Origin of the sequence: Methylobacter tundripaludum SV96, assembly GCF_000190755.2 — a bacterium.
Taxonomy (GTDB): domain Bacteria; phylum Pseudomonadota; class Gammaproteobacteria; order Methylococcales; family Methylomonadaceae; genus Methylobacter_A; species Methylobacter_A tundripaludum.
The window spans coordinates 1,347,935-1,372,102 of record NZ_JH109153.1 but is presented as its reverse complement, the minus strand read 5'-3'; the positions used below and the strand labels follow the sequence as shown (position 1 = coordinate 1,372,102).

The 24,168-nt window shown below is 45.3% G+C and carries 19 protein-coding genes; 17 read left to right on the top strand and 2 right to left on the bottom strand.

Going from position 1 to position 24,168, the window contains the following annotated elements; all coding sequences use genetic code 11:
* The first annotated feature begins 93 nt into the window (after positions 1 to 93).
* The 12 genes from METTU_RS18910 to METTU_RS18855 all read left to right on the top strand — a co-directional run bounded on the left by METTU_RS18910 (position 94) and on the right by METTU_RS18855 (position 13,556).
* Positions 94 to 1,008, top strand: a complete 915-nt coding sequence (locus tag METTU_RS18910; protein ID WP_217182930.1) for a polysaccharide pyruvyl transferase family protein — start codon at positions 94 to 96, stop codon at positions 1,006 to 1,008.
* Between the two features lie 77 nt (positions 1,009 to 1,085).
* Complete coding sequence (locus METTU_RS18905; protein ID WP_006893564.1) at positions 1,086 to 2,645, top strand: lipopolysaccharide biosynthesis protein; 1,560 nt, start codon at positions 1,086 to 1,088, stop codon at positions 2,643 to 2,645.
* A gap of 163 nt (positions 2,646 to 2,808) precedes the next feature.
* Complete coding sequence (locus METTU_RS18900) at positions 2,809 to 3,864, top strand: acyltransferase family protein (RefSeq protein ID WP_006893562.1); 1,056 nt, start codon at positions 2,809 to 2,811, stop codon at positions 3,862 to 3,864.
* 35 nt (positions 3,865 to 3,899) lie between these two features.
* Positions 3,900 to 4,709 (top strand): hypothetical protein, encoded by an 810-nt coding sequence (locus METTU_RS18895; protein ID WP_006893561.1) that lies wholly within the window; start codon positions 3,900 to 3,902, stop codon positions 4,707 to 4,709.
* A gap of 105 nt (positions 4,710 to 4,814) precedes the next feature.
* The gene (locus METTU_RS18890; protein ID WP_006893560.1) at positions 4,815 to 5,780 is read left to right on the top strand and encodes a glycosyltransferase family 2 protein; all 966 of its coding nucleotides are present in this window, start codon (positions 4,815 to 4,817) and stop codon (positions 5,778 to 5,780) included.
* Between the two features lie 31 nt (positions 5,781 to 5,811).
* Positions 5,812 to 6,807: a glycosyltransferase family 2 protein gene (locus METTU_RS18885; protein ID WP_006893559.1), complete on the top strand. Its 996-nt coding sequence runs from the start codon at positions 5,812 to 5,814 to the stop codon at positions 6,805 to 6,807.
* A 56-nt stretch (positions 6,808 to 6,863) separates the two neighbouring features.
* A complete protein-coding gene (locus METTU_RS18880) occupies positions 6,864 to 8,237 on the top strand; it encodes an O-antigen ligase family protein (protein WP_169624977.1) in 1,374 nt (457 codons plus the stop codon).
* A 144-nt stretch (positions 8,238 to 8,381) separates the two neighbouring features.
* Positions 8,382 to 8,909, top strand: coding sequence for a serine O-acetyltransferase (locus METTU_RS18875; RefSeq protein ID WP_006893557.1), 528 nt, complete (start codon positions 8,382 to 8,384; stop codon positions 8,907 to 8,909).
* 53 nt (positions 8,910 to 8,962) lie between these two features.
* The gene (locus METTU_RS18870; RefSeq protein WP_006893556.1) at positions 8,963 to 10,183 is read left to right on the top strand and encodes a glycosyltransferase family 4 protein; all 1,221 of its coding nucleotides are present in this window, start codon (positions 8,963 to 8,965) and stop codon (positions 10,181 to 10,183) included.
* Positions 10,184 to 10,199: 16 nt separating this feature from the next.
* On the top strand, positions 10,200 to 11,384 hold the full coding sequence (locus METTU_RS18865; RefSeq protein WP_006893555.1) for a glycosyltransferase family 2 protein: 1,185 nt from the start codon (positions 10,200 to 10,202) through the stop codon (positions 11,382 to 11,384).
* 85 nt (positions 11,385 to 11,469) lie between these two features.
* The gene (locus METTU_RS18860; RefSeq protein WP_006893554.1) at positions 11,470 to 12,486 is read left to right on the top strand and encodes an acyltransferase family protein; all 1,017 of its coding nucleotides are present in this window, start codon (positions 11,470 to 11,472) and stop codon (positions 12,484 to 12,486) included.
* The gene (locus METTU_RS18855) at positions 12,480 to 13,556 is read left to right on the top strand and encodes a hypothetical protein (protein ID WP_006893553.1); all 1,077 of its coding nucleotides are present in this window, start codon (positions 12,480 to 12,482) and stop codon (positions 13,554 to 13,556) included. The genes METTU_RS18860 and METTU_RS18855 overlap by 7 nt, the downstream gene beginning before the upstream one ends.
* A 105-nt stretch (positions 13,557 to 13,661) precedes the next feature.
* Here the strand turns inward: METTU_RS18855 and METTU_RS18850 are convergent, their stop codons facing one another.
* Together METTU_RS18850 and METTU_RS18845 are read right to left on the bottom strand one after the other, a co-directional pair.
* Positions 13,662 to 15,887 carry a putative bifunctional diguanylate cyclase/phosphodiesterase gene (locus METTU_RS18850; RefSeq protein ID WP_006893552.1) on the bottom strand — a complete coding sequence of 742 codons (2,226 nt, stop codon included), beginning with the start codon at positions 15,885 to 15,887 and terminating at the stop codon, positions 13,662 to 13,664.
* Positions 15,888 to 16,010: 123 nt separating this feature from the next.
* Positions 16,011 to 18,941, bottom strand: coding sequence for a chemotaxis protein CheB (locus METTU_RS18845; RefSeq protein WP_006893551.1), 2,931 nt, complete (start codon positions 18,939 to 18,941; stop codon positions 16,011 to 16,013).
* Positions 18,942 to 19,400: 459 nt separating this feature from the next.
* Between METTU_RS18845 and METTU_RS18840 the strand changes: the two genes are divergently transcribed.
* The 5 genes from METTU_RS18840 to nqrE are packed head-to-tail and all read left to right on the top strand — an operon-like array spanning position 19,401 to position 24,168.
* Positions 19,401 to 20,750 carry a Na(+)-translocating NADH-quinone reductase subunit A gene (locus METTU_RS18840; protein ID WP_006893550.1) on the top strand — a complete coding sequence of 450 codons (1,350 nt, stop codon included), beginning with the start codon at positions 19,401 to 19,403 and terminating at the stop codon, positions 20,748 to 20,750.
* A complete protein-coding gene (locus tag METTU_RS18835) occupies positions 20,750 to 21,952 on the top strand; it encodes an NADH:ubiquinone reductase (Na(+)-transporting) subunit B (RefSeq protein WP_006893549.1) in 1,203 nt (400 codons plus the stop codon). The genes METTU_RS18840 and METTU_RS18835 overlap by 1 nt, the downstream gene beginning before the upstream one ends.
* A complete protein-coding gene (locus tag METTU_RS18830; RefSeq protein ID WP_006893548.1) occupies positions 21,945 to 22,880 on the top strand; it encodes a Na(+)-translocating NADH-quinone reductase subunit C in 936 nt (311 codons plus the stop codon). The genes METTU_RS18835 and METTU_RS18830 overlap by 8 nt, the downstream gene beginning before the upstream one ends.
* Entirely contained in the window at positions 22,877 to 23,560 is a 684-nt protein-coding gene (locus METTU_RS18825) for an NADH:ubiquinone reductase (Na(+)-transporting) subunit D (RefSeq protein ID WP_006893547.1), read from the top strand. Before METTU_RS18830 ends, METTU_RS18825 begins: the two co-directional genes overlap by 4 nt.
* Complete coding sequence (nqrE, locus tag METTU_RS18820) at positions 23,560 to 24,168, top strand: NADH:ubiquinone reductase (Na(+)-transporting) subunit E (protein WP_006893546.1); 609 nt, start codon at positions 23,560 to 23,562, stop codon at positions 24,166 to 24,168. The genes METTU_RS18825 and nqrE overlap by 1 nt, the downstream gene beginning before the upstream one ends.

Sequence of the window (24,168 nt, the reverse complement as noted above, 5' to 3'; positions counted from 1 at the left end):
ATAAGGTGTTTACCCAGTAATAACTAGGTATATACATCCCGCATCTAATTAATGCTGAGAAATTAAACCAGCAATTCTTTTTAACTAAACTAAGTGAAAAACCAAGTGAATTTATATTTTTATAGAGGCAAAAAACTTAATTTTGGGGATGAGCTAAACACTTGGATGTGGCCAAAATTAATCGATGGAGTCTGGGATCAGGGTAATGATTCAATCTTTTTAGGGATTGGTTCTATTATTTTCGATTTTTTCCCTTCAGAGAAAAGAAAAGTTGTGTTTGGAGCCGGATATGGCGGGTATACCCAACTCCCGGTGATTGACAAAAACTGGAAGTTTTATTTTGTTCGTGGAAAGTTAACAGCCAAAGCATTAGGGATTGATGAAAAACTCGGTATAGGCGATGCCGCAATATTGTTGAGGTCCTGTGTTAAACATAAGGTAGAGAAAAAGTACAAAGTTTCTTTTATGCCTCACTGGGGCAGTACATCTGAGGGTAACTGGGAATTAGCATGTCAGTATGGATCAATAAATTATATCGATCCATGCGCTCCGGTTGAAGTGGTTCTGGAACAAATTCTAGCGTCTGAGCTTGTTATCACTGAAGCAATGCACGGGGCAATAGTATCTGATGCACTGAGGGTTCCTTGGATACCAATACAGCCTCTTAGCAGCATCCATTCAATGAAGTGGTTTGACTGGGCCTCTGCACTTGATATTGATCTGAAGCCAAGCCAGATTAACAGTTCTTCATTGCTTGAGGCAGTGGTCCTGTTTTTTCATGAGCGCAATCCAAAAATCGCGGATAAATTTCGGCGCCGTGGCCGTTTTCTATTAAATGTAGCGCCAGATGCTTTGGCGCAACGCGCTACCGAAAGGCTTCTTGCGATAAGCAAAAATGATCCGCCGTGCCTTAGCTCCGATACATCAATTGAAAGGTCGCACGATCAGATGTTATCCAAACTTGACGAACTAATTCAGGATATGGGAAGGGGAAGCCTCAACTATTAAAATTAATTTAAGACCAATAATAGGTTGAGGAGAAAATGAGTGCTGCCAAAAAACTACGCCAGTTATAAGCATTCAACATGATGAACAAAAAACAGCAAAAACATAAAAAGCAGTACCGTCCCAAGGCTTTAGGATCAGAAACGATTAAAGGTGGGAGCTCAGTCGACGCGGCGGAAGGTGACTCAAAATACGCACATATAAAGACGAAGCGCTCATCAGCCGCTTTACGCGGCGTAATCTGGTCCGCTATCAATTCTATAGTGCCTACGCTGCTTAACAGTCTGGTATTTATTGTAAGCTCACGGTACCTGATGCCGCATGATTTCGGTATTTTAGCGCTTGCTGTAAGTGTAATATCTCTGGCTAGTGCATTTGCTCCGGCAGCCTTGGGCGACGCGCTGATCCAGCAGTTGCACATCCGCAAAAGCCATCTCGACACAGTATTCTGGATCTGTGTCGGCTCCTCGTTGCTTATTTATGGTGTTTTGATTGTTTTTTCCCCAGTAATCGCTGTAACCGTTGGTCAGTTGGCCGTATCGGATTTTTTGCCGGTGCTGGGATTAAAGGTGCTCTTTGACATTTCTGCCGCAGTTCCTAATGCGTTGATTGCACGTTCAATGTCATTTCACTTGATTGCGGTTAGAACCATCGTCGCCACACTAATTTCCAGTGTAATTTGCATTGGTCTGCTGGTGTCCGGTTATGGTATCTGGGCTTTGGTGATATCGCTGTTGGCTGGCTCAATGACCAGCTGCGTGGCGGCCTTTATTGGTGCTAAGTGGCTTCCGGGTTTTGATGTCGGTATTAAAGACTTGCGCGATCTTTCCCGGTACGGCCTGTTTGCTTCCGCCAATCGGTTTTTGCAGCTCATGAATCTCGATCAGCTTGTTATAGGATCCTTCATCGGGCCAGCTCCACTGGGTATATTTAATTTCTCGCGGCGTCTGTTTCAGATGTTAAATGATGTTATTGCCGGCGCCCTTACTTCGGTATCCCATACCCTGTTGTCTTCTCTGCAAAGTGAAAAGGAGAAAGTGCGTGAAGCCTTCCTGTTGGCTACCTATGGCTCCTCTATTGTTTCATTTCCAGCCTTTGTAGGTTTGGCATCTGTGGTTGGTGATGCCATTCCTTTGGTTTTTGGCGCCCAGTGGAGCGAGGCAATATGGCCGACACGATGGTTTTGCATCATTGGCCTGATGAGCTGTATTGGCGTGATTCAGTCATCGTTGATCAATAGCCAAGGCAAGAGTGACTGGTGGTTTTATTATCAGTTTTTTCGGCAGATATTAACGATAGCGACAATTGTCGTCCTGCATGATAAAGGCATAAGTTACATAGTGATGGCCATTGCTTTACAAACACTTTTATTATGGCCTGTCACTCTTGTAATGGTAGCGAAAATCATAAATCTTAAAATTACTTCTTATTTTCGCCAGTTTTTGGAACCGCTATTTGCAAGTGCAATCATGTTAGCAACGGTTTTATTGATGGGTTATTACTTTCAGGGCGTTTCTCCAATCATTCGTCTAGCCATAGAGATTGGCTGCGGTGCGATTGTTTATGCATTATCAATATTTGTTCTGTCCAGGGAAAAAATACTAATAATTGTAAAAAGCTTTCGAAGCAGGAATGAATAATGTTTTCGTTGAAATCTGCTGAAGATTCATTTTTACATGAACTTTGCATTTCCAGAGGGAATTCGGGGTATGGACGCAATATTTGTATTTACACAATTAACGATGACGTAGCCATCATAAATGGTTCACAAACTGCACCAACTAAAACTCAAAAAGGATAAAAATGAATAAATCGCATCGTTTCGTTCTCCTTGATGGCTTGCGCGGTATTGCTGCTCTGGCAGTCGTTATTATGCACTTTACGCAACATGGCAATCGTACAGCGCTTTTCGCATCTTCCGGTCTTGCTGTAGATCTGTTTTTTTGTTTGAGCGGTTTTGTTATTGCCTGGTCTTATTACCAGAAACTTGTCGACGGCATGAGCTTCTCAAGTTATCTCAAAAAACGGCTTGTACGGCTTTACCCTATGTTTATTATCGGTATTTTGCTTGGTGTATTATCTTTTATGATTAAACTTCATTATGGAACTAATAGTTACACCCTCTCCGATTTCACTAAAGCGACCCTAATAAACGCCATTTATTTGCCTTATTTTGTTACGAGCACACCTGAAAGAATTGACGGTATATTTTTAGTCAATCCACCCTCATGGTCACTTTTCTTTGAGTTATTAGCTAATTTTGCTTTTATTTTTACAATCAGGTTTTCAAAAAACCTGTTGATTGCCCTAACTGCCTTAATTGGAATATGGCTCATTTATGCAGGAATTACCTTTGATACCTCGCCTGGCTGGTCCACAACAAACTGGACGGGCGGATTTCCAAGGGTTGGCTTTTCCTTTATGGTGGGCATTCTAATATTCAAGTTTTTTGATGCCTCAAAGGGAGCTATCAAAGTAAATCCACTCGTGATCATAGCGGTGTTGATGTCTCTACTACTGGTGCCACTTTCTGAATGGGTCTATTACTGGATCTTGGGTGCTCTATTTTTAATGCCGCTAATAGTTTGGTTGGGTTCTAGGGTTGAAGTAAAACAACCGTTATTTAGCAAGGCGTTGATCTATTTGGGCTGGATTTCATATCCGATTTATTGTCTCCATCACCCCATGATTAGTATCTGGGATTCCATCAGCCCCAATCCAACGCATTTTTACAGAGAGTTACTCATATTATTTCCATTGACTTTAGTAATCACTCATATCCTAGCCAAATATATCGATGATCCTGTTAGGGCTTGGTTAAGCCGGCCTAAGTTTCAGATTCTCGAAGCCACTGACTGATTTTAAAAATTTAACTTATTGATATTTTAGGATATATGAAAACTTTCGTCACATTTATCATACCTGTTCGGCATCAGGACAATTCAAAAAATTGGGGACTACTTAAAGCAAACCTGACTCAGACCATTGCCTCTATTGCCGCGCAAACCAACAAAAACTGGCGAGCTGTAATTGTTGCTAACGAGGGTGCCGATCTACCGGATGTGCCGGACGGTTTTGAGATTGTCCGTGTCAATTTTCCACCTAACACCATGCATGAGCAGCAGGGAAACGACAAAGAAGCATATTACGATGCCTTTCGAATAGACAAGGGACGTCGAGTCCTTAAAGGTATGCTGCATGCGCGTGAGACAGCCTTCTATATGATTGTCGATGACGATGATTTTGTAAGCAATGGACTGGTAGAGTTTGTTTCACAAAACATAACTGCCAACGGCTGGAAGATTAATGAGGGCTATATCTGGGGCGATGGCGGAAACCTGCTGTTTATTCATCATGATTTCGCGAATTTTTGCGGCACATCGCTGATTATCCGCTCTGATCTTTATCACTTGCCGGATAGTTTTGAGTCTGCAACGGACGAATATATAAAGACTATGCTGGGTAGTCACGTGCGGATAGGACAAATCTTAGCTGAAAAAGGAAGCCCTTTGGCGAGTTTGCCCTTTCGCGGGGCGGTTTACCGTATCGGACATGCAGGCGCGCACAGCAAGTCGCCTAAGTTCATCAATTTGTATTTCCTTAATAAATACTTGATTCTTAGGCCGCATAAATTGCTACGCAATCTGTTTAATCTGCGGTTTGTTGATGGGGCTTTTAAAAAGAAATATTTCGGTGCAATTTGAATCTGATTCATTTAAGTGTACGGACAAGTTCATGATATTTATGCAACTTGCATGGTGTTTTAATGAAAATTGAAAGTTAATAAGGCGGCTCATTGAACTTTACTGATGAATATGATGAACAATAATATTTCTGTTGTTATACCTGTTTACAACGGTGAAGCGTTTATTTCAGAAGCGATACAAAGCGTCTTAAATCAGACTGTTAGGCCGTATGAAGTGATTGTGGTTAATGACGGGTCAGTTGATGGTACGGCGGAAAAGCTGGCCCTATTCGGGACCGGTATTACCGTCATCAGCATCCCTAATGGGGGCGTTTCAAATGCCAGGAATGTCGGCATTCAGGCGAGTTCGGGTGAACTGATCGTATTTCTTGATGCTGATGACGTCTGGTACGAAGATAAGCTGAAGCGCCAGCTTGAGGTGTTTGAGCGTTACCCGGATTTAGGCTTTTGTTGCTGTGACTACGTGTTTTTAATTAAGCACTCTGATTTGAAGATAAATCATTTTGCTCGGTTTAGAAATGATGACGACATTATTTTTGACGCTCCTTTACCTTTACCCTTTGAGGCTTTGGTAAAAAGGAATTTTGTCGGGACTTGTTCTAATGTAATGATCAGGAAAGAAGTGTTGAATAGGGTAGGGTTGTTCGATGTGAATTATAGGCAAGCTGAGGATTATGATTTATGGCTAAGATGTTCGCTCGTTACAAAATTTATCCTGATATCGCCAGCGTTGCTTGAGAAGAAAAGTCACGATGATAATTTAACTAATGATTTTCTTGAGACATTGCTCTTTCATGAAAAGGTATTGGTCAATCTACAGTCAAATGCCCTGGCCAAAGAGAAAATCGCACAAATTAAACATACCTATCTCAGTGCTTTAGCATTGGTGCGTTATGAAATTGGTAATTTGTTTTATGAGGCTAATGACCGTATTAAGGCCTTTAAGTATTTTTTTATTGGGTTGAAGACAGACTTAACACCCAATAACCTGAAGTTGTTCAGTATTTTTTTGAGTAGAAAGTTACTTAGAACAATGAGCTTCGGGCTGATAAAAAGAAAACAAGCATAGCCACTTTACTATTTTTTGATTTGATTAATAAATGACAAAACTATCAATAATTATTCCTGTTTATGGTGTGGAAAAATACATCGAGCGTTGCTGCGTGTCTGTTTTTGAGCAAACATACAAGAATTTTGAATTGATATTTGTTAATGATTGCTCGAAAGATAAGAGTGAGGAAATTGTTCTCAAAGTAATTAAATTATATGAAGCTCTTGGCATTAGTACAAAAATCATCAAGCATGAAGTAAATAAGGGAATATCTGCCGCACGCGAGACAGGGCTAAATGCTGCTACAGGTGAATATATCCTTTATGTTGATTCTGATGATTACATTGCACCCGATATGCTGGAACTGTTGATTAGCAGGGCGAATGAAACAGAAGCAGATATTGTTTATTGCGACTTCTATGAAGTTAAAAATGGGCGCCAATTATATATTGACCAGTCTTTAAAAGTTACTGATCCTGCATTAATTACTGCGGCGATGTTGCGACAGGAAATAGTATGGGCTCCATGGAACAAGATTTTTAGAAGATCCATTGCTGTAGAGCATAATATTCATTGGCCAATAGGTATCAATATTGGCGAGGATCTTGTGGTTATTTCTCAGTTATGTTGTTACGCAAAAAGAATAGAACATGTTGGCAATGCGCTGTATTTTTACAATCGTGACAATGTAAATTCTTATTTAAATATATGGAATTCATCTACTTGCTATCAAAATACGCGAGCTGTTGCGGCGGTTAATGATTTTCTAATTCACCAGTCTTTTAATCCGATACTTTTCGATGCTCTAATCCAAACTAAATTAATGGCACGTTACCAAATGCTATATGCATTTGATAACGAATTGTTGAATCTGGTGAGTGATACATTCCCAGATACAAACGATAAAATATTTAGCTATAGAAACACCTCTTTCTACTGGAAGATTGCACTATTTTTTGTTGTAAAAAAGAAAGTCTTACTTTCCCGGTTAGCACTAAAAACAATAGGGTGGATCAGAAAATTTCGATCCTATACCAAGTCTTGATTTTTATGTCGGCTATTTTGCTAAGGATTAGAAATAAAATGCATGAATACATGACAATGAAAAATATTTTTCAGCCATCCATAGCAGTCGTTTTTGCAGCCATTCTTGCCGCGTTGTTCTTTGGGGTTTTTTCAGTTGTTTTTGTGGAAATGTTTGGCGAAAAGCTTTCCCTATTAATGGCTTTGCCAGTAGTCATGATTATCGGACTACTATTTGTTTTTAATCGTTACCTCCTTTTTACGTTGATATTGCTGCTTCGCCCGGCGCTGGACCCCATTTTGGAGAAAACAAAAATCGGCGGTTTGGGTGTGGGTGGGGTATTGAATGCACTGGTCATTATCATTGCGCTGCTTGCAATTATTCAAAAAGACTTTCAGTTGCGCTCGATCCTGATCAGGACTTGGGTACCGTTCCTGCTTGTTCTGCTAATTGCAGTTGGTTTTGCGCCTGATTTTACACACGCCGTTAAATCATACTTATCGTTGATTTCTAATGCCGCCATGTTTGCTCTGGCGTTAACTTTGGTGAAGACACAGACGGATTATGGTCGCTGGATGCGCATCGTGCTACTTTCATCGCTTATCCCCGTGTTTTATGGTTTTGTTGATTATGCTACTGGCGGCGTAGTCTATGCTGATGCAGGAAAACGAGTTGCCAGTACTTTTAGCCACCCTAATATTTTGGCGTTTTATTTAGTATTGATTATTACACTTAGTTTTTATTTTATTAAATCCAAGGTTACCTATATCCCGCCATCGGTAAAAAGACTGTTGCCGTTATATATTATTATGATGATTGCGCTTTTACTCTTTACCAAAACACGCAGTGCATGGGTAGTATGTTTTGTATTTTTTACCTTATATGGGTTGCTGTACGAGCGGAAGTATCTCCTATTCGTGATTGTTTCTCCCTTGGTTGCATTGCTCATTCCGGAAATGCAAGACCGCATAATCGATTTGACGCAAGGTAATGAAGTAGTGACTTACGGCACTTTGAATTCTTACGCATGGCGTAAGTATATATGGGAGTCATCTTTAAGCTGGATGCAACCGAGCCATTATTTTTTGGGCTATGGTCTGGAATCTTTCATGCATTATTCAATAGATTTTTTTCCTCTTGCCGGAAATATGGAAACGGGCGCTCATAATGTTTATGTGCAGCTAATTTTTGACACCGGGGTGGTCGGGTTGCTTAGTTTTGTCTGGTTGTATGGCAGTGTTGCATTTTATCTTGCTCAATTTTACAAGGCTAATAAGCTGATGATATTTTTGGCAATTATGCTGTTATGCCAGTACGGGTTACTTGCATACTCGGACAATATGTTGAGTTATTTGGCTTTTAACTGGTATTTCTGGTTTGTTTTAGGCGCTACCTATTCGATTGCATACCATGATAAAAAGCGTCTTCAAAATGAAGTTTCCAGCGCTTAATCCGGTAGCTATATTAGTTAACAATAAGTATTTATAAAGCTTTGTATATGAAAAATATCAAGGTATGAGAGTTGTTTCGATTGTTCGTAATAAAGTAATAAGAACCACTCCCTATATTAGGCTAATGCAATTTAGGAAAGATGAATGAGTAAAGATATTTTTTGGGAGGAAGATTTAGTCAGATACCCCACAAAAAGGCCGTTCTTTAAAGAACAGTCAATATGGGCTGTCTGGGTTTATAGGTTCGGCCGTCGGGTTGATGCAAAACAGCCCGGAATAAGACGACGTTTGTACACAATACTCTATTGGTTTTTATTCAGATTTGTAGAAACACTCACGGGCATTAGTTTGCCGAAGTCTTCGAATATTGGCCCAGGACTGCGCATATGGCATTTCGGCGGTATTTTTATTCACCCTGATGTTGAAATAGGCAAAAACTGCACATTGCGGCAAGGGGTTACCATCGGAAATCGCGTTGAAAATGGGCCGGTGCCCGTAGTTGGAACAGATGTAGACTTCGGTGCTTATGCGCAGGCGTTAGGCGGAATACGTATTGGCAATGGTTGTAAAATCGGTGCAATGTCGCTGGTTTTGTGTGATGTTCCAGACGGTGCAACGGCGGTTGGTGTGCCGGCCCGTATAATTCTACCAACACTCCCAATTAAGCAATAAGCTGGACTACTTAGTAGCATCCAAATTGAAAAATGTTTTGAAAGGCTAATGCAGTGAATCAGAATCAAATCGCGTATTTTATAAATCAATACCCCAAAGTAAGTCACAGCTTTATCCGTAGAGAGATTCTCGCTTTGGAAAGGCAGGGTTTCGATATTTTTCGAATCGCATTGCGCGGGTGGGATGCTGAGGTGGTTGATGCTGAAGATAAGCTTGAGCGCGAGCGCACCCAATATGTTTTGCAATCCGGAGTTTTAGGTTTAATAGCTCCGGTAATTCAAACCCTGATCCGGACTCCTGTTAAATTTTTATCTTCTTTAAAACTCGCCATCAGAATGGGCATCCGCGCGGATAGGGCCTGGCCATATCATCTGGTTTATTTAGCGGAAGCTTGCCGCATGCTGTCCTGGGTCCAGGCTAAAGATATAAAACATATTCATGCACATTTTGGTACCAACTCTGCGGAAGTAGTGATGCTGCTTAAACTTTTAGGTGGCCCAGGTTATAGCTTTACTGTTCATGGCCCCGAGGAGTTTGATAAGCCTGAATTTATCAAGCTTCGCGAGAAGGTCAGTCATGCTGCCTTCGTGGTCGCGATCAGTTCTTTTGGTAGAAGTCAGTTATTTCGTTGGATTAACTATCAGGACTGGAACAAGGTTCAAGTAGTGCATTGTGGACTTGAACCTTCTTTTCATGAGGACGCCGTACAACCTGTTACTTCGGCGCCCAGATTAGTATGCGTGGGACGCTTATCCGAGCAAAAAGGTCAGCTGCTGCTGGTGGATGCAGTCAGCAAACTTTTAGCAAAGGGGATTGATATTGAATTAGTGCTGGCCGGTGATGGTGAGATGCGGCCAGAGATTGAAGCTCTGATCAGACAGCATTCACTAGAGTCGAAAGTAATAATCACTGGCTGGATTAGCAGCAAACAAGTCCGTGAGGAAATTCTGGCTAGCCGCGCTATGGTGCAGCCTAGTTTTGCTGAGGGCTTGCCTGTCGTTATTATGGAGGCAATGGCCCTGCGTAGACCCGTACTCACTACTTATGTTGCAGGCATCCCGGAATTGGTTCGTCCCGGAGAGAATGGCTGGCTTTTTCCGGCAGGCGATGTGGATGAGTTGGTCAAAGTGCTTGAAGACTTTTTACGTACGCCCACTGAGATACTTGAAAAAATGGGGCAAGCTGCTCACCAACGAGTGCTTGAACGCCATTCGATAGATGTGGAAGCTGCAAAACTCGCCAGATTGTTTGCCCAAGCAATTTCGCTTAACTAACACTGGCAATGTCATCATGATCATTTTTGAGTCTTTATTTTTGGCGTTAGCAATACTGCTGGCTTTGCCTGTCGTAATCCTTGTCTTGCAAATATTAGCGTCACTACTTCCTTACAAAACCAGGAAAAACGTTATTACTAAACGTCCATCCATTGTGGTACTGATCCCGGCGCATAATGAGTCGACGGGGCTTGTGCCAACGCTATTATCCGTAAAATCGCAACTAGTGGATGGGGACAGCATTGTGGTAATTGCGGACAATTGCTCGGATGATACGGCCAATATTGCCAAAGCCTTAAATGTTGTTGTTCTTGAACGGTTTGATGAGGTAAGGCGAGGTAAAGGGTATGCCCTGGATTTTGGGGTTCGATATATTGAAAAGCAATCATCTCAGCCAGATGTGCTTATTATTGTGGATGCAGATTGCCTGCTGGAAGATAACGCACTTGGCAGGCTGGCTTACGAGTCAGTTGAACAGGGGCGACCTATACAAGCGCTATACCTTATGAATTCCCCTCATGGTGCAGGCCTTAAAACCAAAATTGCTGAGTTTGCCTGGGTAGTGAAAAACTGGGCACGGCCTCTGGGCTTTTTGCGTTTAGGCTTACCTTGCCAGTTAATGGGAAGCGGGATGGCTTTTCCATGGCAGCTGATTCAGCAGGCTGACTTAGCTAGCGGGCATATTGTAGAAGATCTTAAGCTCGGATTAGATTTTGCTGATAAAAAACTGGCCCCTCAATTCTGTCCTGAAGCAAGAGTGACGAGTGTATTCCCAATAAACAATGATGGCGTAAAAGCTCAGCGCACCCGTTGGGAGCATGGTCATTTAGGGATGATAGTAAAAGATGGCCCCAGGCTTATTTGGCAGGGTGTTAAGTCCATGAACCTGGGAATGCTATCGCTCGCGCTGGATATGTGCATACCACCGTTGGCGCTGTTGATGCTTTTAGTATTAGCGTTATCAACTATGGCTGTAGTGGGGATGGTTTTTACGCTGGAGTTGATGCCTTGGATGAGTGCGCTACTGATATTAGCTATTTTGGGTATTTCTATATTGCTGGCATGGGGGCGATTCGGCCGCCAAATTTTGTCGTTTTCCAGTTTGGCGTATGCGCCAATATATGCCGTTATTAAAATTCCTGTGTACTTGAAATTCATAGTGAAGCGTCAGGTGGAGTGGGTTCGCTCTCGTAGAGATTGATAAATGTCACTACTTAATGTGATGTGCATGGCATTTTAGTCTTGATAATTCCTTATAATTTTTTTCCCAAACACAAGGTTAATGAATGTCGAATAACACAACCGAAGCACTGCGGTCTAATGCCAGATTTAATGTTTTAGATGGCTGGCGGGCTATGAGTATCCTATTGGTGCTTGCATGCCATCTCTTGCCGATTGGTCCAAAATTCTTGCAACTAAACTACGCTATAGGCGTACTCGGTATGTCGTTATTTTTTACATTGTCAGGTTTTTTAGTCACCCACATCCTGATTAGCCGTCCGCAGGTGTTTGATTTCCTGGTACGTCGGTTCCTCAGAATTTTGCCGTTAGCTTGGTTGTATATTTTGATAGCGCTGTCGACACATCCTGTCAGTAGAGAGGCATGGTTTGCCCATGTATTTTTTTACGCTAATTATCCACCGAAGCCATTGATACATGTGACCGACCATCTCTGGAGCTTGTGTGTGGAAATGCATTTTTATATAGGCTTAGCTTTGCTCGTTTCCATGCTAAAAAAAAGGGGGCTATTGCTAATCCCTTTGATATGTATAGCGATCACAGCGATTAGGATTTTTAACTTAGAGCATGTTTCAGTAATCACCCACTTTAGGGTTGATGAAATTTTAGCGGGCAGCATACTTGCTTTGATTTACAACCGCCAATTGAGCATTACGCTCTTTAATATGATGAGTAAAATTAACTATGCTTATTTATGGGTGCTTCTCTTGATTTCATGCCATCCGGATGCAGGTTTTATGAATTACTTTCGACCCTATTTTGCCGCTACATTGGTTGGTGTAACCCTGCTTAATCAAAATACGCAATTCGCAAGGCTTCTAGAAAGCAGGTGGCTTTTTTATATAGCGTCAATCTCATTCGCCCTTTACGTCATTCATCCACTATTGGAATCAACATGGTTGGGTAGTGGAGATATCATCGAAAAATATAGTAAAAGGCCTCTGTTATTTCTTGTTTTATTTTTATGCGCGCATATTTCAACCTTTTACTATGAGCAAAAAGTAATGGCATGGGGCAAAAACATTTCGCGGAAATTTAAGTCGGTCAGGAGTAATGAATGTTAAAGCACAACAGTTTGAAAATTAGAGAATTGCTATGTATTTATGTAATGCCACACCAAAATGTACCTATGAAGATTAGAAAAAACCTACTGCACGTTGTTGGGTTCTTGTTGATGTTGGGTGTTGTTAGTCAGGCATATGCAGAGACCGGGCTGCCTAGTGTACAAGTCTTTTCTCCTGATAGTTTTTGGTATAAAACTATCCCCACGAATGTTCAGTTGCATGAGAACTCAGCGGCATTTGTCACTGAGTTTCAGAGGCAAAAATCCGCTTATTACGGTACTGTGAATATTAATACATGGTCTTATGCCAGTCCTGTTTATTACGTTGGTTCAGATGCGCCGACAACACCAGTAGAAGAATGGGATTGCCAGAAAAAACACTTTAAAGATAAAAGCTTAGCTGATCGGTGGTCAGCTGTTCCTGTACCGGCTTATGCCCTACCTGCAAAAGGAACAGACGCTGAGATGTCTATATATCAACCGTCAACAGATACTTTATGGGAATTTTGGCAGATGCGAAAAGAAAATGGCCGCTGGCAAGCCTGCTGGGGTGGCCGGATATCCAATGCATCAAAGAATGCAGGGGTTTTTGAGGGGCATTATGGAACAACCGCGACCGGCTTGCCTTTTATGGGCGGCCAAATTACTGCCGAGGAATTAAAACAAGGTGAAATCAGACATGTGATTGGCATCAGTTTGGTCGATATAGAAAACTGGAAAGTATTTTCCTGGCCTGCACATCGCTCGGATGGTTACAACCCGAATAATTCGCCTAATCGTATTCCTGAGGGATTGCGATTCAGGCTTGACCCCAATGTGAATGTAGATGCACTTAAAATGCATCCGGTGGGGAAAATTATTGCTAAAGCGGCGCAGAAATATGGCTTTATTATCTGGGATAAAGCAGGGTCTATTTCAGTACGTGTTCAAAATCCATATTCCTATACGGCTGTGGGTCAAGCCAATCCATATGCTACTTTGTTTTCTGGCACGGAATCTTACGCGATTTTAAACGGCTTCCCTTGGGAGCGCCTTCAATTCTTACCGATGAATTATGGTAAGCCTGATTAATGAATAATTAGCGGGTGTTCGGCGGACAATTACCCTGTCCGATCGGCGACAACTATTCTAACTCCTGGGGTAATGCAACAAACTACAGCATTACCCTATTATTGTTCAAATCCCCAAAGAACGCTCAAACTCCTCCTGCGGCATGGTCTTGCCGATCAGGTTACCCTGGTAAATGTGGCAGCCGTGCAGCTCCAGAAATGCGAGCTGCTCTTCCGTTTCCACGCCCTCGGCAATAATATCCATTCCCAGATTGGTTGCCATGCCGATGATGGTCTGCACGATCACCGTATCGGTAGACTTGACGCCAATGTTGCGCACGAAAGACTGGTCGATTTTCAGTTGATCGAACGGCAGTTGCGTCAGGTAAGTCAGCGATGAATAGCCGGTGCCGAAATCATCGATAGAGAAGCTCACACCGATTTTCTTGAGTACCTGCATTTTGGCAATGGTGTCGTCGATGTCGTCGAATACCAGGCTCTCGGTGAATTCGAGCTTGAGTCGATGCGCTTTGATGGCGGTTTTGTTCAGTATGGCGAACACGTGTTCGGTGAAGTCGGGTTGGTGGAATTGATGCGCGCTGACGTTGACGGCAAGTTGCAAATTACAGGTTTGTGGATGGCTTTCCCATCGTTTAAGTTGGGCGCAGGCGGTTTCCAGCACCCATTGTCCAATGGGTATGATTAAGCCGATTTCTTCAGCCAGTGGAATGAATTCAAGCGGCGAGACAAAGCCGCGTTTAGGGTGTTTCCAGCGCAACAACGCTTCGGCGCCGATAGTTTGTCCGTCGTGGCGCGCCTGCCGCTGGAAATAGAGCCTGAACTGGTTTTTGGTCAGCGCAAAGCGTAAGTCCGCTTCCAGGGCGGCACGCGCGGTAACCGCCTCTTGCATATTTTGGTCGAAAAAACGCAAGGTGTTGCGGCCTGCGGCCTTGGCTCCATACATGGCGATATCCGCCCGTTTCAGGAGCATGTTTATTTCATGCTGATGATTGATGAATAGCGTGATGCCGATGCTCGGGGTGTTTCGATACTCATGGCTGGTGAGTTGGTAGGCCTGGTTGAGTGAAGTAATAATTTTTTCGCCAATGGTTTTAGCCTTGGCAGCGGCTTCTTCAGTACTACCGCTCAGATCTTCCAGCATGACTATAAACTCATCACCGCCCTGGCGGGATACGGTGTCGCCCTCTCGCACACAGTCAATAAGGCGCTGGGCGACCTGCTGCAATAATACGTCTCCCATATCGTGTCCCAGATGGTCATTAAGGGACTTGAAATTATCCAGGTCAATGAACAGCAACGCGCCGTACTTTTTACTGCGCGCACTGGCGGCCAGTGCTTGTTGCAGCCGGTCCATCAGCAGTCTCCGGTTCGGCAATGCGGTCAATGGATCGTAGTAGGCCAGTTGTTTGATTACCTCCTCCGAGGCCTTGCGTGTCGATATATCGGTATGCAAGCCGACATAGTGGGTGACGGTTCCATCGCTGTCCTTCACTGCGGTGATGGTTACCCATTTGGGATAGATGTCGCCGCTTTTGCGTCGATCCCAAATTTCACCCTGCCAGGATCCGGTGCGATTAATGCATTCCCACATTTCAGCGTAAAAGGTCTCGCTGTGGCGTCCCGATTTGAACATGTGGGGCATTTGGCCGACGAGCTCTTCGGCGCTGTAGCCGGTAATGTCAGTAAAGGCCCGGTTGACCCGCAACATCACCTTATCGGCATTGGTGATCATGATGCCTTCCTGGGCCTCAAAGGCGACGGCGGCGATGCGTAATTCTTCCTCGGCACGCTTGCTTTCGCTGATGTCGGTGAGCGTGATGCGCAGCACGGGAGTTTGATCGTCAGTTATTACCGGCAGGCAGTCCAGCCGGGCATGGATGTAGCTATCGTCGCGTTTTAGCATCAGCTCGAAGTTTTTTTGCTCTCCTTCGTGCTCCAGTATGTTTTTGAGTAGACGATGCCAGCGGTCGCTGTCTTTGGGGACGACCAAGCCGGCGAAATGGCGGTTTACCAAGTTGTTGCGCTCCACTCCGAGCAGCGCGGCGGCGGTAAGGTTGATTTCGATAATCTTGCCTTCGGGCGTGAGGGTAAGGTAGCCGACGGGAGCGAATTCATAAAGATTGAGGTAACGGTTATGCGAGGCCTCCAACGATACGCGGGCGTGCTGTAGTTCCTCGTTTTGCATCTCCAGTTCGATCTGGTGTACCCGTAGTTCGTGGAGTAGTTTTTCCACGGAATGAGGCGATGGTTCCGTCGGGGTGCGGGTGCGTCGGTCCATGACCCCGCTACGCGGTTTGAGTTGTCGATCCAGTTTGGTTGGTTTGCTGTTCATGTAAACTCCATACTGTTATTTAAGGTGGTTTTGGCATCGCTACTGTCATTAAGTTTACATTGAACATTCAACCATAACTATTTTTGGCTTAACTTAATGGCAGGCCTTGCGTACCTTTTTTTGCTATGCCCTGTCGGTGACATTATCCATCGCCAGCAGGATCAATTGCGGTTCGCCGGTCTGGCCGATGATGCTGCGGGCGTTGAGCAGCATGATACGGTGACCGATGGTGGGAAAATCATGCTCCACCCTATAGCCTTCAAAAGTCTGGTTATGCGGAAGGATCGTCTCCAGCAGGTTACGTAAAGCGGGGATGTTCCATTGACCGCCCCCCAGTTCGTAAATCGTGCGACCCACCGTCTCTTCCGGAGTCACTTGAAAGCTTTGATAAAACGAACGGCTGGCGGTGACGACCTTCAACGTGTTACTGAGTACAATCAGCGGTTCGCGCACCGTATTGACGATGCTTTCGGCCAATAGTCTCGCTTCCTGCATCGCTATGGCTCGGGTGCGTTCGGTAATGTTGGTGAAAGTCAGCACCACGCCGTCTATCATGTTTTCCAGTGTCCGGTAGGGTTGGACGCGGGCCAGATACCAGTTGCCGTTCAAGGTTTTTACTTCGCGTTCGATGGGCACCAGGTTATCGAGAACGGCATGGGCGGCGTCCAGCAGGTCGTCTTCGCCTTCCAGTTCAGGTTTGATGTCGCTCAGTGCGCAGCCCACATCCGAGGCAACCAGTCGATAAATTTGTGCAGCATCGCGCGTAAAACGACGGATGATCAGGCTTTGATCGAGGAATATGGTGCCGATATGGATGTTGTCGAGCAGATTCTTCATGTCGTTTTGCATGTCGGCCAGTTGGATAATTTTGGCCTGTAGTTCGGAGTTTAGGGTGACCAACTCTTCATTGATGGATTGTAATTCCTCTTTGGAGGTTTCCAGCTCTTCGTTGGTGGATTGCAGTTCTTCATTGGTGGATTGCATCTCTTCGTTGGTGCATTTAAGCTCCTCGTTGGATGCAAATTGTTCCTCAATAGTGGCCAGGAGGTTTTCTTTGGTGTAGGCCAGCTCGCGTTCCAGTTCCTCAATATGGTGCAGTTCATTCGGCTTGGAGGTGCCCTTGGTGCGCGCCGGTTTGTCCGGTGTCGGCGGGGCTATATCTTGAAAACTGACCAGCAGCAGGTTTTGCCGGTCATTCGGATTCGACAAGGGACGTACGCAAAGATGCACCGGGTGAACGTCGCCGTTGGTCTTGACCGGCAGTTCCCTGTCCAGAGTCGGTGTGCCTTGGTTTGCGGCCGAAATGGCTGAACGTAGTTCCAGTTGCAAGCCTTCCCGAGCCATATCGATCATGTTGAGAGTGGCATGGCCGGGCGCAGGGCGCAGGTATTTGCCGGTCTCGCCGTAGACGTAGAGGATATTGCCTTTGAGATCCGTCATCACCGAGGTGGGGGCGTAGAATTGAAGCAGCATACGCCGTGTCAGTTCGGCCAGGTTATTCTCCCTGGCGGATTTCATGATGTCCTCCGGCGTTTTGTGAACCGGTTCTGTGGTCCAGTTCAAGTTGCTGGTCAAAATGGCGCGGGTTGAGGCGGCGGAGGGAGTGGCGCGGTAGAACTTCCATTTACGATTGAGTGGCGTAAACAGCTCGGTATGGTTGCCGATACCTTCCGACGGCGACAGAAACAGCACTCCGCCCGGCTTGAGTGCGTAGTGAAAGGCGGGGATGAGGCGGTTTTGCAGTTCCGGTTCCAGATAAATCATCAGATTGCGGCAACTGAGCAGATCGAGTTTGGTAAAAGGCGGATCTTTGACGACGTTCTGAACGGCGAATACCACCATCTCACGAATTTCTTTTTTCACCCGATAGCCGTCGTCTTCCTTGATGAAGAACCGGCGTAATCGCTCAGGCGTGACATCCAGAGCGATGTTGGGGGGGTAAAGACCAGCACGGGCGATGGTAATGGTGTCGTCGGCAAGGTCGGTGCTGTAAATTTGCGATTTAAACTCATACTGGTTTTTATCCATGAGTTCACGTAACACGATGGCAATGGAATAGGCCTCCTCTCCTGTGGCGCAACCTGCCACCCAGACGCGGAAAACGTAGTCTTCCGGTTTGTCCGCCAGCACTGCGGGCAGGATATCCTGCTTTAGCGCAACGAAAGCTTCCGGGTCGCGAAAGAAACTGGTGACATTGATCAGCAGTTCTTTGAACAGCGACGCTATCTCGGCCGGATGTTCCCTGAGATAGCGGGCATAGGTTTCGGTGTCCTCAATACCGTTCTGCGACATGCGTCGCTGAATGCGGCGGGTGATGGTGCTTTTCTTATAGAGTGAGAAATCGTGGCCGGTGCAGGTGCGTAACTGCATCAGGATGTGATTGATGCCGCTTGATGCAATCGGGGGTGAGGGGAGGGGCTGGCGGGCCAGGGCGAGTATGCCGGATAGCAGTACTTCCGGCATTTTCTCCGCAGGCAAAATATGGGTGACATAGCCAGCCTGAATGGCGCTGACCGGCATGCCGTCGAATTTTGCGGTAGTCGGTTCCTGTGCCAGTGTGACGCCGCCGGCGCCGAGGATGGCGCGTAATCCCAAAGTACCATCGGTGCCGGTGCCGGAGAGAATAATGCCGATGGATTTTTCGGCCCGATCTTCAGCCAGTGAGCGCAGGAATAAATCGATAGGCATACGCTGGCCGTGCGGCTCTGCCGGTATGCTGAGTTGCAAGGCGCCGTGGAAAATGGTCATGTCGCGGTTGGGGGGGATTACATAGACGCGGTTAGGCATAACTCGCATTTGGTCTTGCGCCTCCGCCACCGGCATGGACGTGGTGCGTTGCAGGATTTCGGTGAGGATGCTGGCATGGCTGGGGTCGAGATGCGAGACCAGAACGAAGGCCATGCCGCTATCAGGGGGGATATGGCGAAAGAATTGCTCGAAGGCCTCCAAGCCCCCGGCGGAAGCGCCTAAGCCGACAATGGGAAAGCCGCCGTTTTGTCGAGACTGGTTTCCAGGGGAAGTCGATGAGGTCGATTGGGTTTTAGTCTGGGTCATTGCGGGATGCTCTGTTCGCGCGGCGTTGCTGCGGATAGGTGAATTATCTGAATTTAATAGTGTTTTATCGGAGTAAAGTCAATGCATTTTCCCGTGATGCATTCAACTATGCGTTAGTCGCGTCTGTTTTTGGAGTGAATGCCAAAATACTGATTATTCGGTTTCACCGTGAGCAGGCATTAAAAAAATCAGTCAATTGATAGCCTATTATTACCGTCATCTTTATTAATGGCCGACCCCGGTTTGCGGAACCTGGGGATGGCTGGGTAAGCGGAAGTGACCGGAGTCTGCGTTTTGCAGTTGTTAAAAGGCTCTCGGTAAGCCTTGTCGCTGTTGAGAATGCCTCGCTTTTGTGGTTTAATGCCATCGTTTTACGTCTTAATGCGCCTCTTGTTTTATTTGTACTTGAAATAAAAGGATGGTTTCGCCGCAACTTGATTGGAGAGCAGGCTATTAACTATGCAATTTATTATTAAAAAAGGTTTGGATCTACCGATTACCGGAGAGCCCGAACAAGTTATTGAGGATGGCAATAAGGTTAAATCCGTTGCTGTTCTGGGAATGGATTATGTAGGCATGAAGCCTACCATGATGGTCAGTGAAGGTGATACGGTCAAATTGGGCCAAATTCTCTTTACCGACAAGAAGAATCCTGGTGTCAATTTTACTTCACCCGGCGCGGGTGTGGTTCAATCTATTAATCGTGGCGCAAAGCGGGTGTTGCAGTCTGTTGTGATCGAACTGAAAGGAACGGCGCAGGAGTCATTTGCAAAATACAAAGCTTCCGAATTAAATGATTTGTCGGCCGAACAGGTTAAAGAAAACCTGTTGGCGTCCGGCTTGTGGGCGACGCTACGCACACGTCCTTACGGCAAAATTCCTGCTGTCGACAGCAAACCCCGTTCTATTTTTGTGACTGCAATCGACACCAGCCCGTTAGCGGCAAATCCTGCGGTTATCATTAAAGAGCGTGGCGATGATTTTGCAAACGGTTTGGCGGTTATTGCCAAACTGACGGAAGGCAAAACTTACGTTTGTAAGGCGACCGGCGCTGATGTTGCAACCGGCAATGCGCCTGTAACTGTCGCCGAGTTTTCCGGTCCTCATCCTGCGGGACTGCCAAGCACCCATATTCATTTGATTGATCCGGTCAGCATCGATAAATTCGTCTGGCATCTGGATTATCAAGCGGTAATGGCCATCGGTGCATTATTTACCACCGGTAAAATCAATGTCGAACGCGTTGTTTCGTTGGCTGGGCCTACTGTTAAAAAACCAAGATTGATTCGTACCCGTGTCGGCGCCAACACCGATGATCTGGTTGTCGGTCAATTGGAAGAAGTCGAAAACCGGGTGATTTCAGGTTCTGTGTTGTACGGACATCTTGCGGCAGATTGGGCAGCCTTTTTGGGCTGTTACAGCAATCAAGTTTCAGTCTTGCAAGAAGGTCGCGCGCGCGAGTTATTCGGATGGATTGTTCCGGGTAAAAACAAATATTCAGCACTCAATGTTTATACCTCAAGCGTTGACCGTAAGCTGAATCGCAAGTTCCCATTAACAACCGATAAAAACGGCAGCAACCGGGCGATTGTGCCGGTCGGCGTTTATGAAGCCGTGATGCCGCTGGATATTTTGCCTACACCGCTGCTAAAAGCGTTGGTGGTCGGCGATTCGGATCAGGCCCAATTATTAGGCTGTTTGGAACTTGATGAGGAAGATGTGTCCTTATTTACGTTTGTGGATCCCGGTAAACATGACTTCGGTCCTGTTCTGAGAGCGAATTTAACTAAAATTGAGAAGGAAGGATAATGTCGCCTAGAGATATTTTAGATAGCGTAGAACCGCACTTTACCAAAGGTGGGCGGTTCGAAAAGTATTACGGTCTCTATGAGATGGTGGATACTTTCATCTATACACCGGCTGATGTAACACGCGGCACCACGCATGTTCGTGATGGTAACGACCTGAAACGAACCATGACTTTTGTGGTCATTGCTACATTTTTTTGCATCTTGATGGCTCTGTATAACACCGGTTATCAAGCCAATTTAGCCATGCAAGCGATGGGTCTGGAGCAAGCTCAGGATTGGCGTCGCATCCCGATGATGATCTTCGGCTACAGTACGATGAACCCGTTTTCCAATATGGTTCACGGCGCGTTGTACTTTCTGCCTATTTATATCGTTACGCTGGCTGTCGGCGGCGTGTGGGAAGTGTTGTTCGCAACGGTTCGCGGTCATGAAGTGAATGAAGGCTTTTTGGTGTCTTCAATGTTGTACACATTGATCATGCCGCCTGATATGCCTTTATGGCAGGTGGCTCTGGGTATTTCTTTCGGTATCGTTATCGGCAAGGAAGTATTCGGCGGTACCGGTAAAAACTTCCTGAATCCTGCGTTGACCGGACGGGCGTTTTTATATTTCGCTTATCCGGCTTCTATTTCAGGCGATTCCGTCTGGGTTGCGGTTGATGGCTATACGGCGGCTACGCCTTTAGGTTTGGCGGCAAATGGCGGTCTTGAAGCGATTTACTCGGCCAATTACAGTTGGACGCAAACCTTCTTTGGTTTTGAGCCGGGCTGTCTTGGCGAAACGTCAACGCTGGCTATTTTAATTGGCGCTGCCTTCCTGTTGTACACCAAAGTGGCATCGTACCGCATCATGGGCGGCGTATTTGCAGGCATGGTAGTGACCTCGTTGATATTCAACATCATAGGCAGCGACACCAACCACATGTTTGCGATGCCTTGGTACTGGCATTTGACGCTGGGTGGATTTGCTTTCGGCATGGTTTATATGGCGACCGATCCTGTGAGCGCGGCAATGACCAATACCGGTCGTTGGGTATTCGGGGCTTTAGTCGGAGGTATGACGGTATTGATCAGGGTTGTTAATCCGGCATTCCCGGAAGGTATTATGCTGGCAATTCTATTTTCCAACATGTTCGCGCCTACGATTGATTATTTTGTCATTCAGGCCAATATCAGAAGAAGGATGAAACGTCATGCTTAAATGCGAACAATTAAAAATCTATCAAGATAAGATTTGCGTCGCGTTGGATAAATGCGAGCATTACCAAAAATTCAAAGTCTACAAAGATAAAGTTCTTGCCTTGGGCAATGATAGTTTGGAAAAGACTATCGCTATTGCGGTTGCACTTTGTTTGGTTTGTGCGGTTCTGGTTTCATTTTCTGCGGTCGCCTTAAAGTCTCTTCAAGTCCACAACAAAGAACTGGACATGAAAAAGAATATTCTTGATGTGGCGGGTTTGCTTCAGGAAGGCAGCGATATTGACTCGGCGTTTGCAGAAAAAATTGAAGCTAAAATCGTCAATCTGGAAACAGGCGACTATGTCGAGGATATGAACGCCGCTGAATACGATCAACGTAAAGCGGCAAAAGATCCCGCTTTAAGTGTCGCTATTCCGAAGGATAAAGATATTGCTCACATCAGGGTAAAGGCTAAATTCGCTAAAGTCTTTTTAGTCAAAGAGTCCGGTGCGATCAAGTCGATTATTCTGCCGGTAAACGGTTATGGATTATGGTCTACGTTATATGGCTTTTTGTCATTAGACGCTGACGGGCAGACCGTACAAAGTATCAATTTTTATGATCAGCAGGAAACGCCGGGACTGGGCGGCGAAGTCGTCAATCCCAAATGGCGTGAGCTATGGAAAGGCAAAAAAGTCTATGCGGAAACTGATCAGCCTTCGGCAGAAAAAGGCCTGATCGAGAGCGCTGAAATGGGTGAGCCTGCATTGAGCCTGATTAAAGGTGTGGTTGATAACACCAAGCCGGGTTCTCAATATCAGGTCGATGGTCTGGCGGGCGCGTCATTAACCAGTACCGGTGTAACTAATCTGGTCAGATACTGGATGAGCAACGAAGGTTTTGCCCCGTATTTAGCTAAAGTAAGAACGGTTAAAGGAGTCAAATCATGAGTGCAGTGTTATTAAATGATGAAACAAAAAAGGTACTAATTACTCCATTGGTCAATGATAATCCCATTACTTTGCAGGTTTTGGGTATTTGTTCGGCCTTGGCGGTTACTTCCCAAATGTCGACATCGTTGATTATGGCGTTGGCGTTGACTTTGGTGACGGCGTTTTCCAGTGCGGCAATCAGTGCGATCAGAAACCATATTCCAAGCAGTATTCGGATTATTGTGCAAATGACCATTATTGCATCATTAGTTATCGTGGTTGATCAGTTATTAAAAGCCTTTGCTTATGATGTCAGTAAGCAATTGTCGGTATTCGTGGGGCTGATTATTACCAACTGTATCGTTATGGGGCGTGCTGAGGGTTATGCGATGAAAAATCCGCCTTTGGAAAGTTTCATGGACGGTATCGGTAATGGTTTGGGCTATAGCTTGATACTGATTATCGTGGCATTTTTTAGAGAGACTTTGGGTTCCGGTAAATTATTGGGCATCGAAGTCTTCAAGCTAACCAAGGATGGCGGCTGGTATGATCCTAATGGCTTGATGTTACTGCCACCCAGCGCCTTCTTTATTATCGGTTTGATTATCTGGTCTGTCCGTCAATGGAAGCCGGAGCAAGCTGAAAAGGTGGAATTCAAGATTATGTCGATTTCTCATGGTGAAGGAGGGCATCACTAATGGAAGCTTATATTAGTTTATTTGTTAAGGCTGTCTTTATTGAAAACCTCGCACTGTCCTTCTTTTTGGGCATGTGTACCTTTATTGCGGTTTCCAAGAAAATCTCTACAGCAATGGGTTTAGGCGTTGCGGTCATGGTGGTGCAAGCTATCACTGTACCGGCCAATAATATTGTTTACCATGCGTTATTAAAGGAAGACGCTTTATCCTGGATGGGGATAACGGGCGTTGATTTAAGCTTTTTAGCGTTATTAAGCTGTATCGGTATGATTGCAGCATTGGTACAAATTCTTGAAATGATTTTGGATAAATTCTTTCCTGCGTTGTATCACGCTTTAGGCGTATTTCTTCCTTTAATCACCGTAAACTGTGCGATTCTCGGTGGCAGTTTGTTTATGATTGAACGAGACTATAATTTCGGCGAAAGCGTCACTTACGGTGTGGGCAGTGGTCTGGGTTGGGCACTGGCTATAACCGTTATGGCGGGCGTACGCGAAAAGCTTAAATACAGTGATATTCCCGCCGGTTTGCAAGGTCTGGGCATTACTTTTATTACTGCGGGTCTGATGTCGCTTGGCTTCATGGCTTTCTCTGGAATCCAACTTTAA

Excerpts from the sequence above, each read along its gene's own strand:
- METTU_RS18895 (WP_006893561.1), top strand. The coding sequence starts at position 3,900 with ATGAAAACTTTCGTCACATTTATCATACCTGTTCGGCATCAGGACAAT.
- METTU_RS18865 (WP_006893555.1), top strand. The coding sequence starts at position 10,200 with ATGATCATTTTTGAGTCTTTATTTTTGGCGTTAGCAATACTGCTGGCT.
- METTU_RS18900 (WP_006893562.1), top strand. The coding sequence starts at position 2,809 with ATGAATAAATCGCATCGTTTCGTTCTCCTTGATGGCTTGCGCGGTATT.
- METTU_RS18860 (WP_006893554.1), top strand. The coding sequence starts at position 11,470 with ATGTCGAATAACACAACCGAAGCACTGCGGTCTAATGCCAGATTTAAT.
- METTU_RS18880 (WP_169624977.1), top strand. The coding sequence starts at position 6,864 with ATGAAAAATATTTTTCAGCCATCCATAGCAGTCGTTTTTGCAGCCATT.
- METTU_RS18875 (WP_006893557.1), top strand. The coding sequence starts at position 8,382 with ATGAGTAAAGATATTTTTTGGGAGGAAGATTTAGTCAGATACCCCACA.
- METTU_RS18905 (WP_006893564.1), top strand. The coding sequence starts at position 1,086 with ATGATGAACAAAAAACAGCAAAAACATAAAAAGCAGTACCGTCCCAAG.
- METTU_RS18885 (WP_006893559.1), top strand. The coding sequence starts at position 5,812 with ATGACAAAACTATCAATAATTATTCCTGTTTATGGTGTGGAAAAATAC.
- nqrE (WP_006893546.1), top strand. The coding sequence starts at position 23,560 with ATGGAAGCTTATATTAGTTTATTTGTTAAGGCTGTCTTTATTGAAAAC.
- METTU_RS18845 (WP_006893551.1), bottom strand. The coding sequence starts at position 18,941 with ATGACCCAGACTAAAACCCAATCGACCTCATCGACTTCCCCTGGAAAC.
- METTU_RS18855 (WP_006893553.1), top strand. The coding sequence starts at position 12,480 with ATGTTAAAGCACAACAGTTTGAAAATTAGAGAATTGCTATGTATTTAT.
- METTU_RS18830 (WP_006893548.1), top strand. The coding sequence starts at position 21,945 with ATGCTTAAATGCGAACAATTAAAAATCTATCAAGATAAGATTTGCGTC.
- METTU_RS18890 (WP_006893560.1), top strand. The coding sequence starts at position 4,815 with ATGAATATGATGAACAATAATATTTCTGTTGTTATACCTGTTTACAAC.
- METTU_RS18835 (WP_006893549.1), top strand. The coding sequence starts at position 20,750 with ATGTCGCCTAGAGATATTTTAGATAGCGTAGAACCGCACTTTACCAAA.
- METTU_RS18840 (WP_006893550.1), top strand. The coding sequence starts at position 19,401 with ATGCAATTTATTATTAAAAAAGGTTTGGATCTACCGATTACCGGAGAG.
- METTU_RS18850 (WP_006893552.1), bottom strand. The coding sequence starts at position 15,887 with ATGAACAGCAAACCAACCAAACTGGATCGACAACTCAAACCGCGTAGC.
- METTU_RS18825 (WP_006893547.1), top strand. The coding sequence starts at position 22,877 with ATGAGTGCAGTGTTATTAAATGATGAAACAAAAAAGGTACTAATTACT.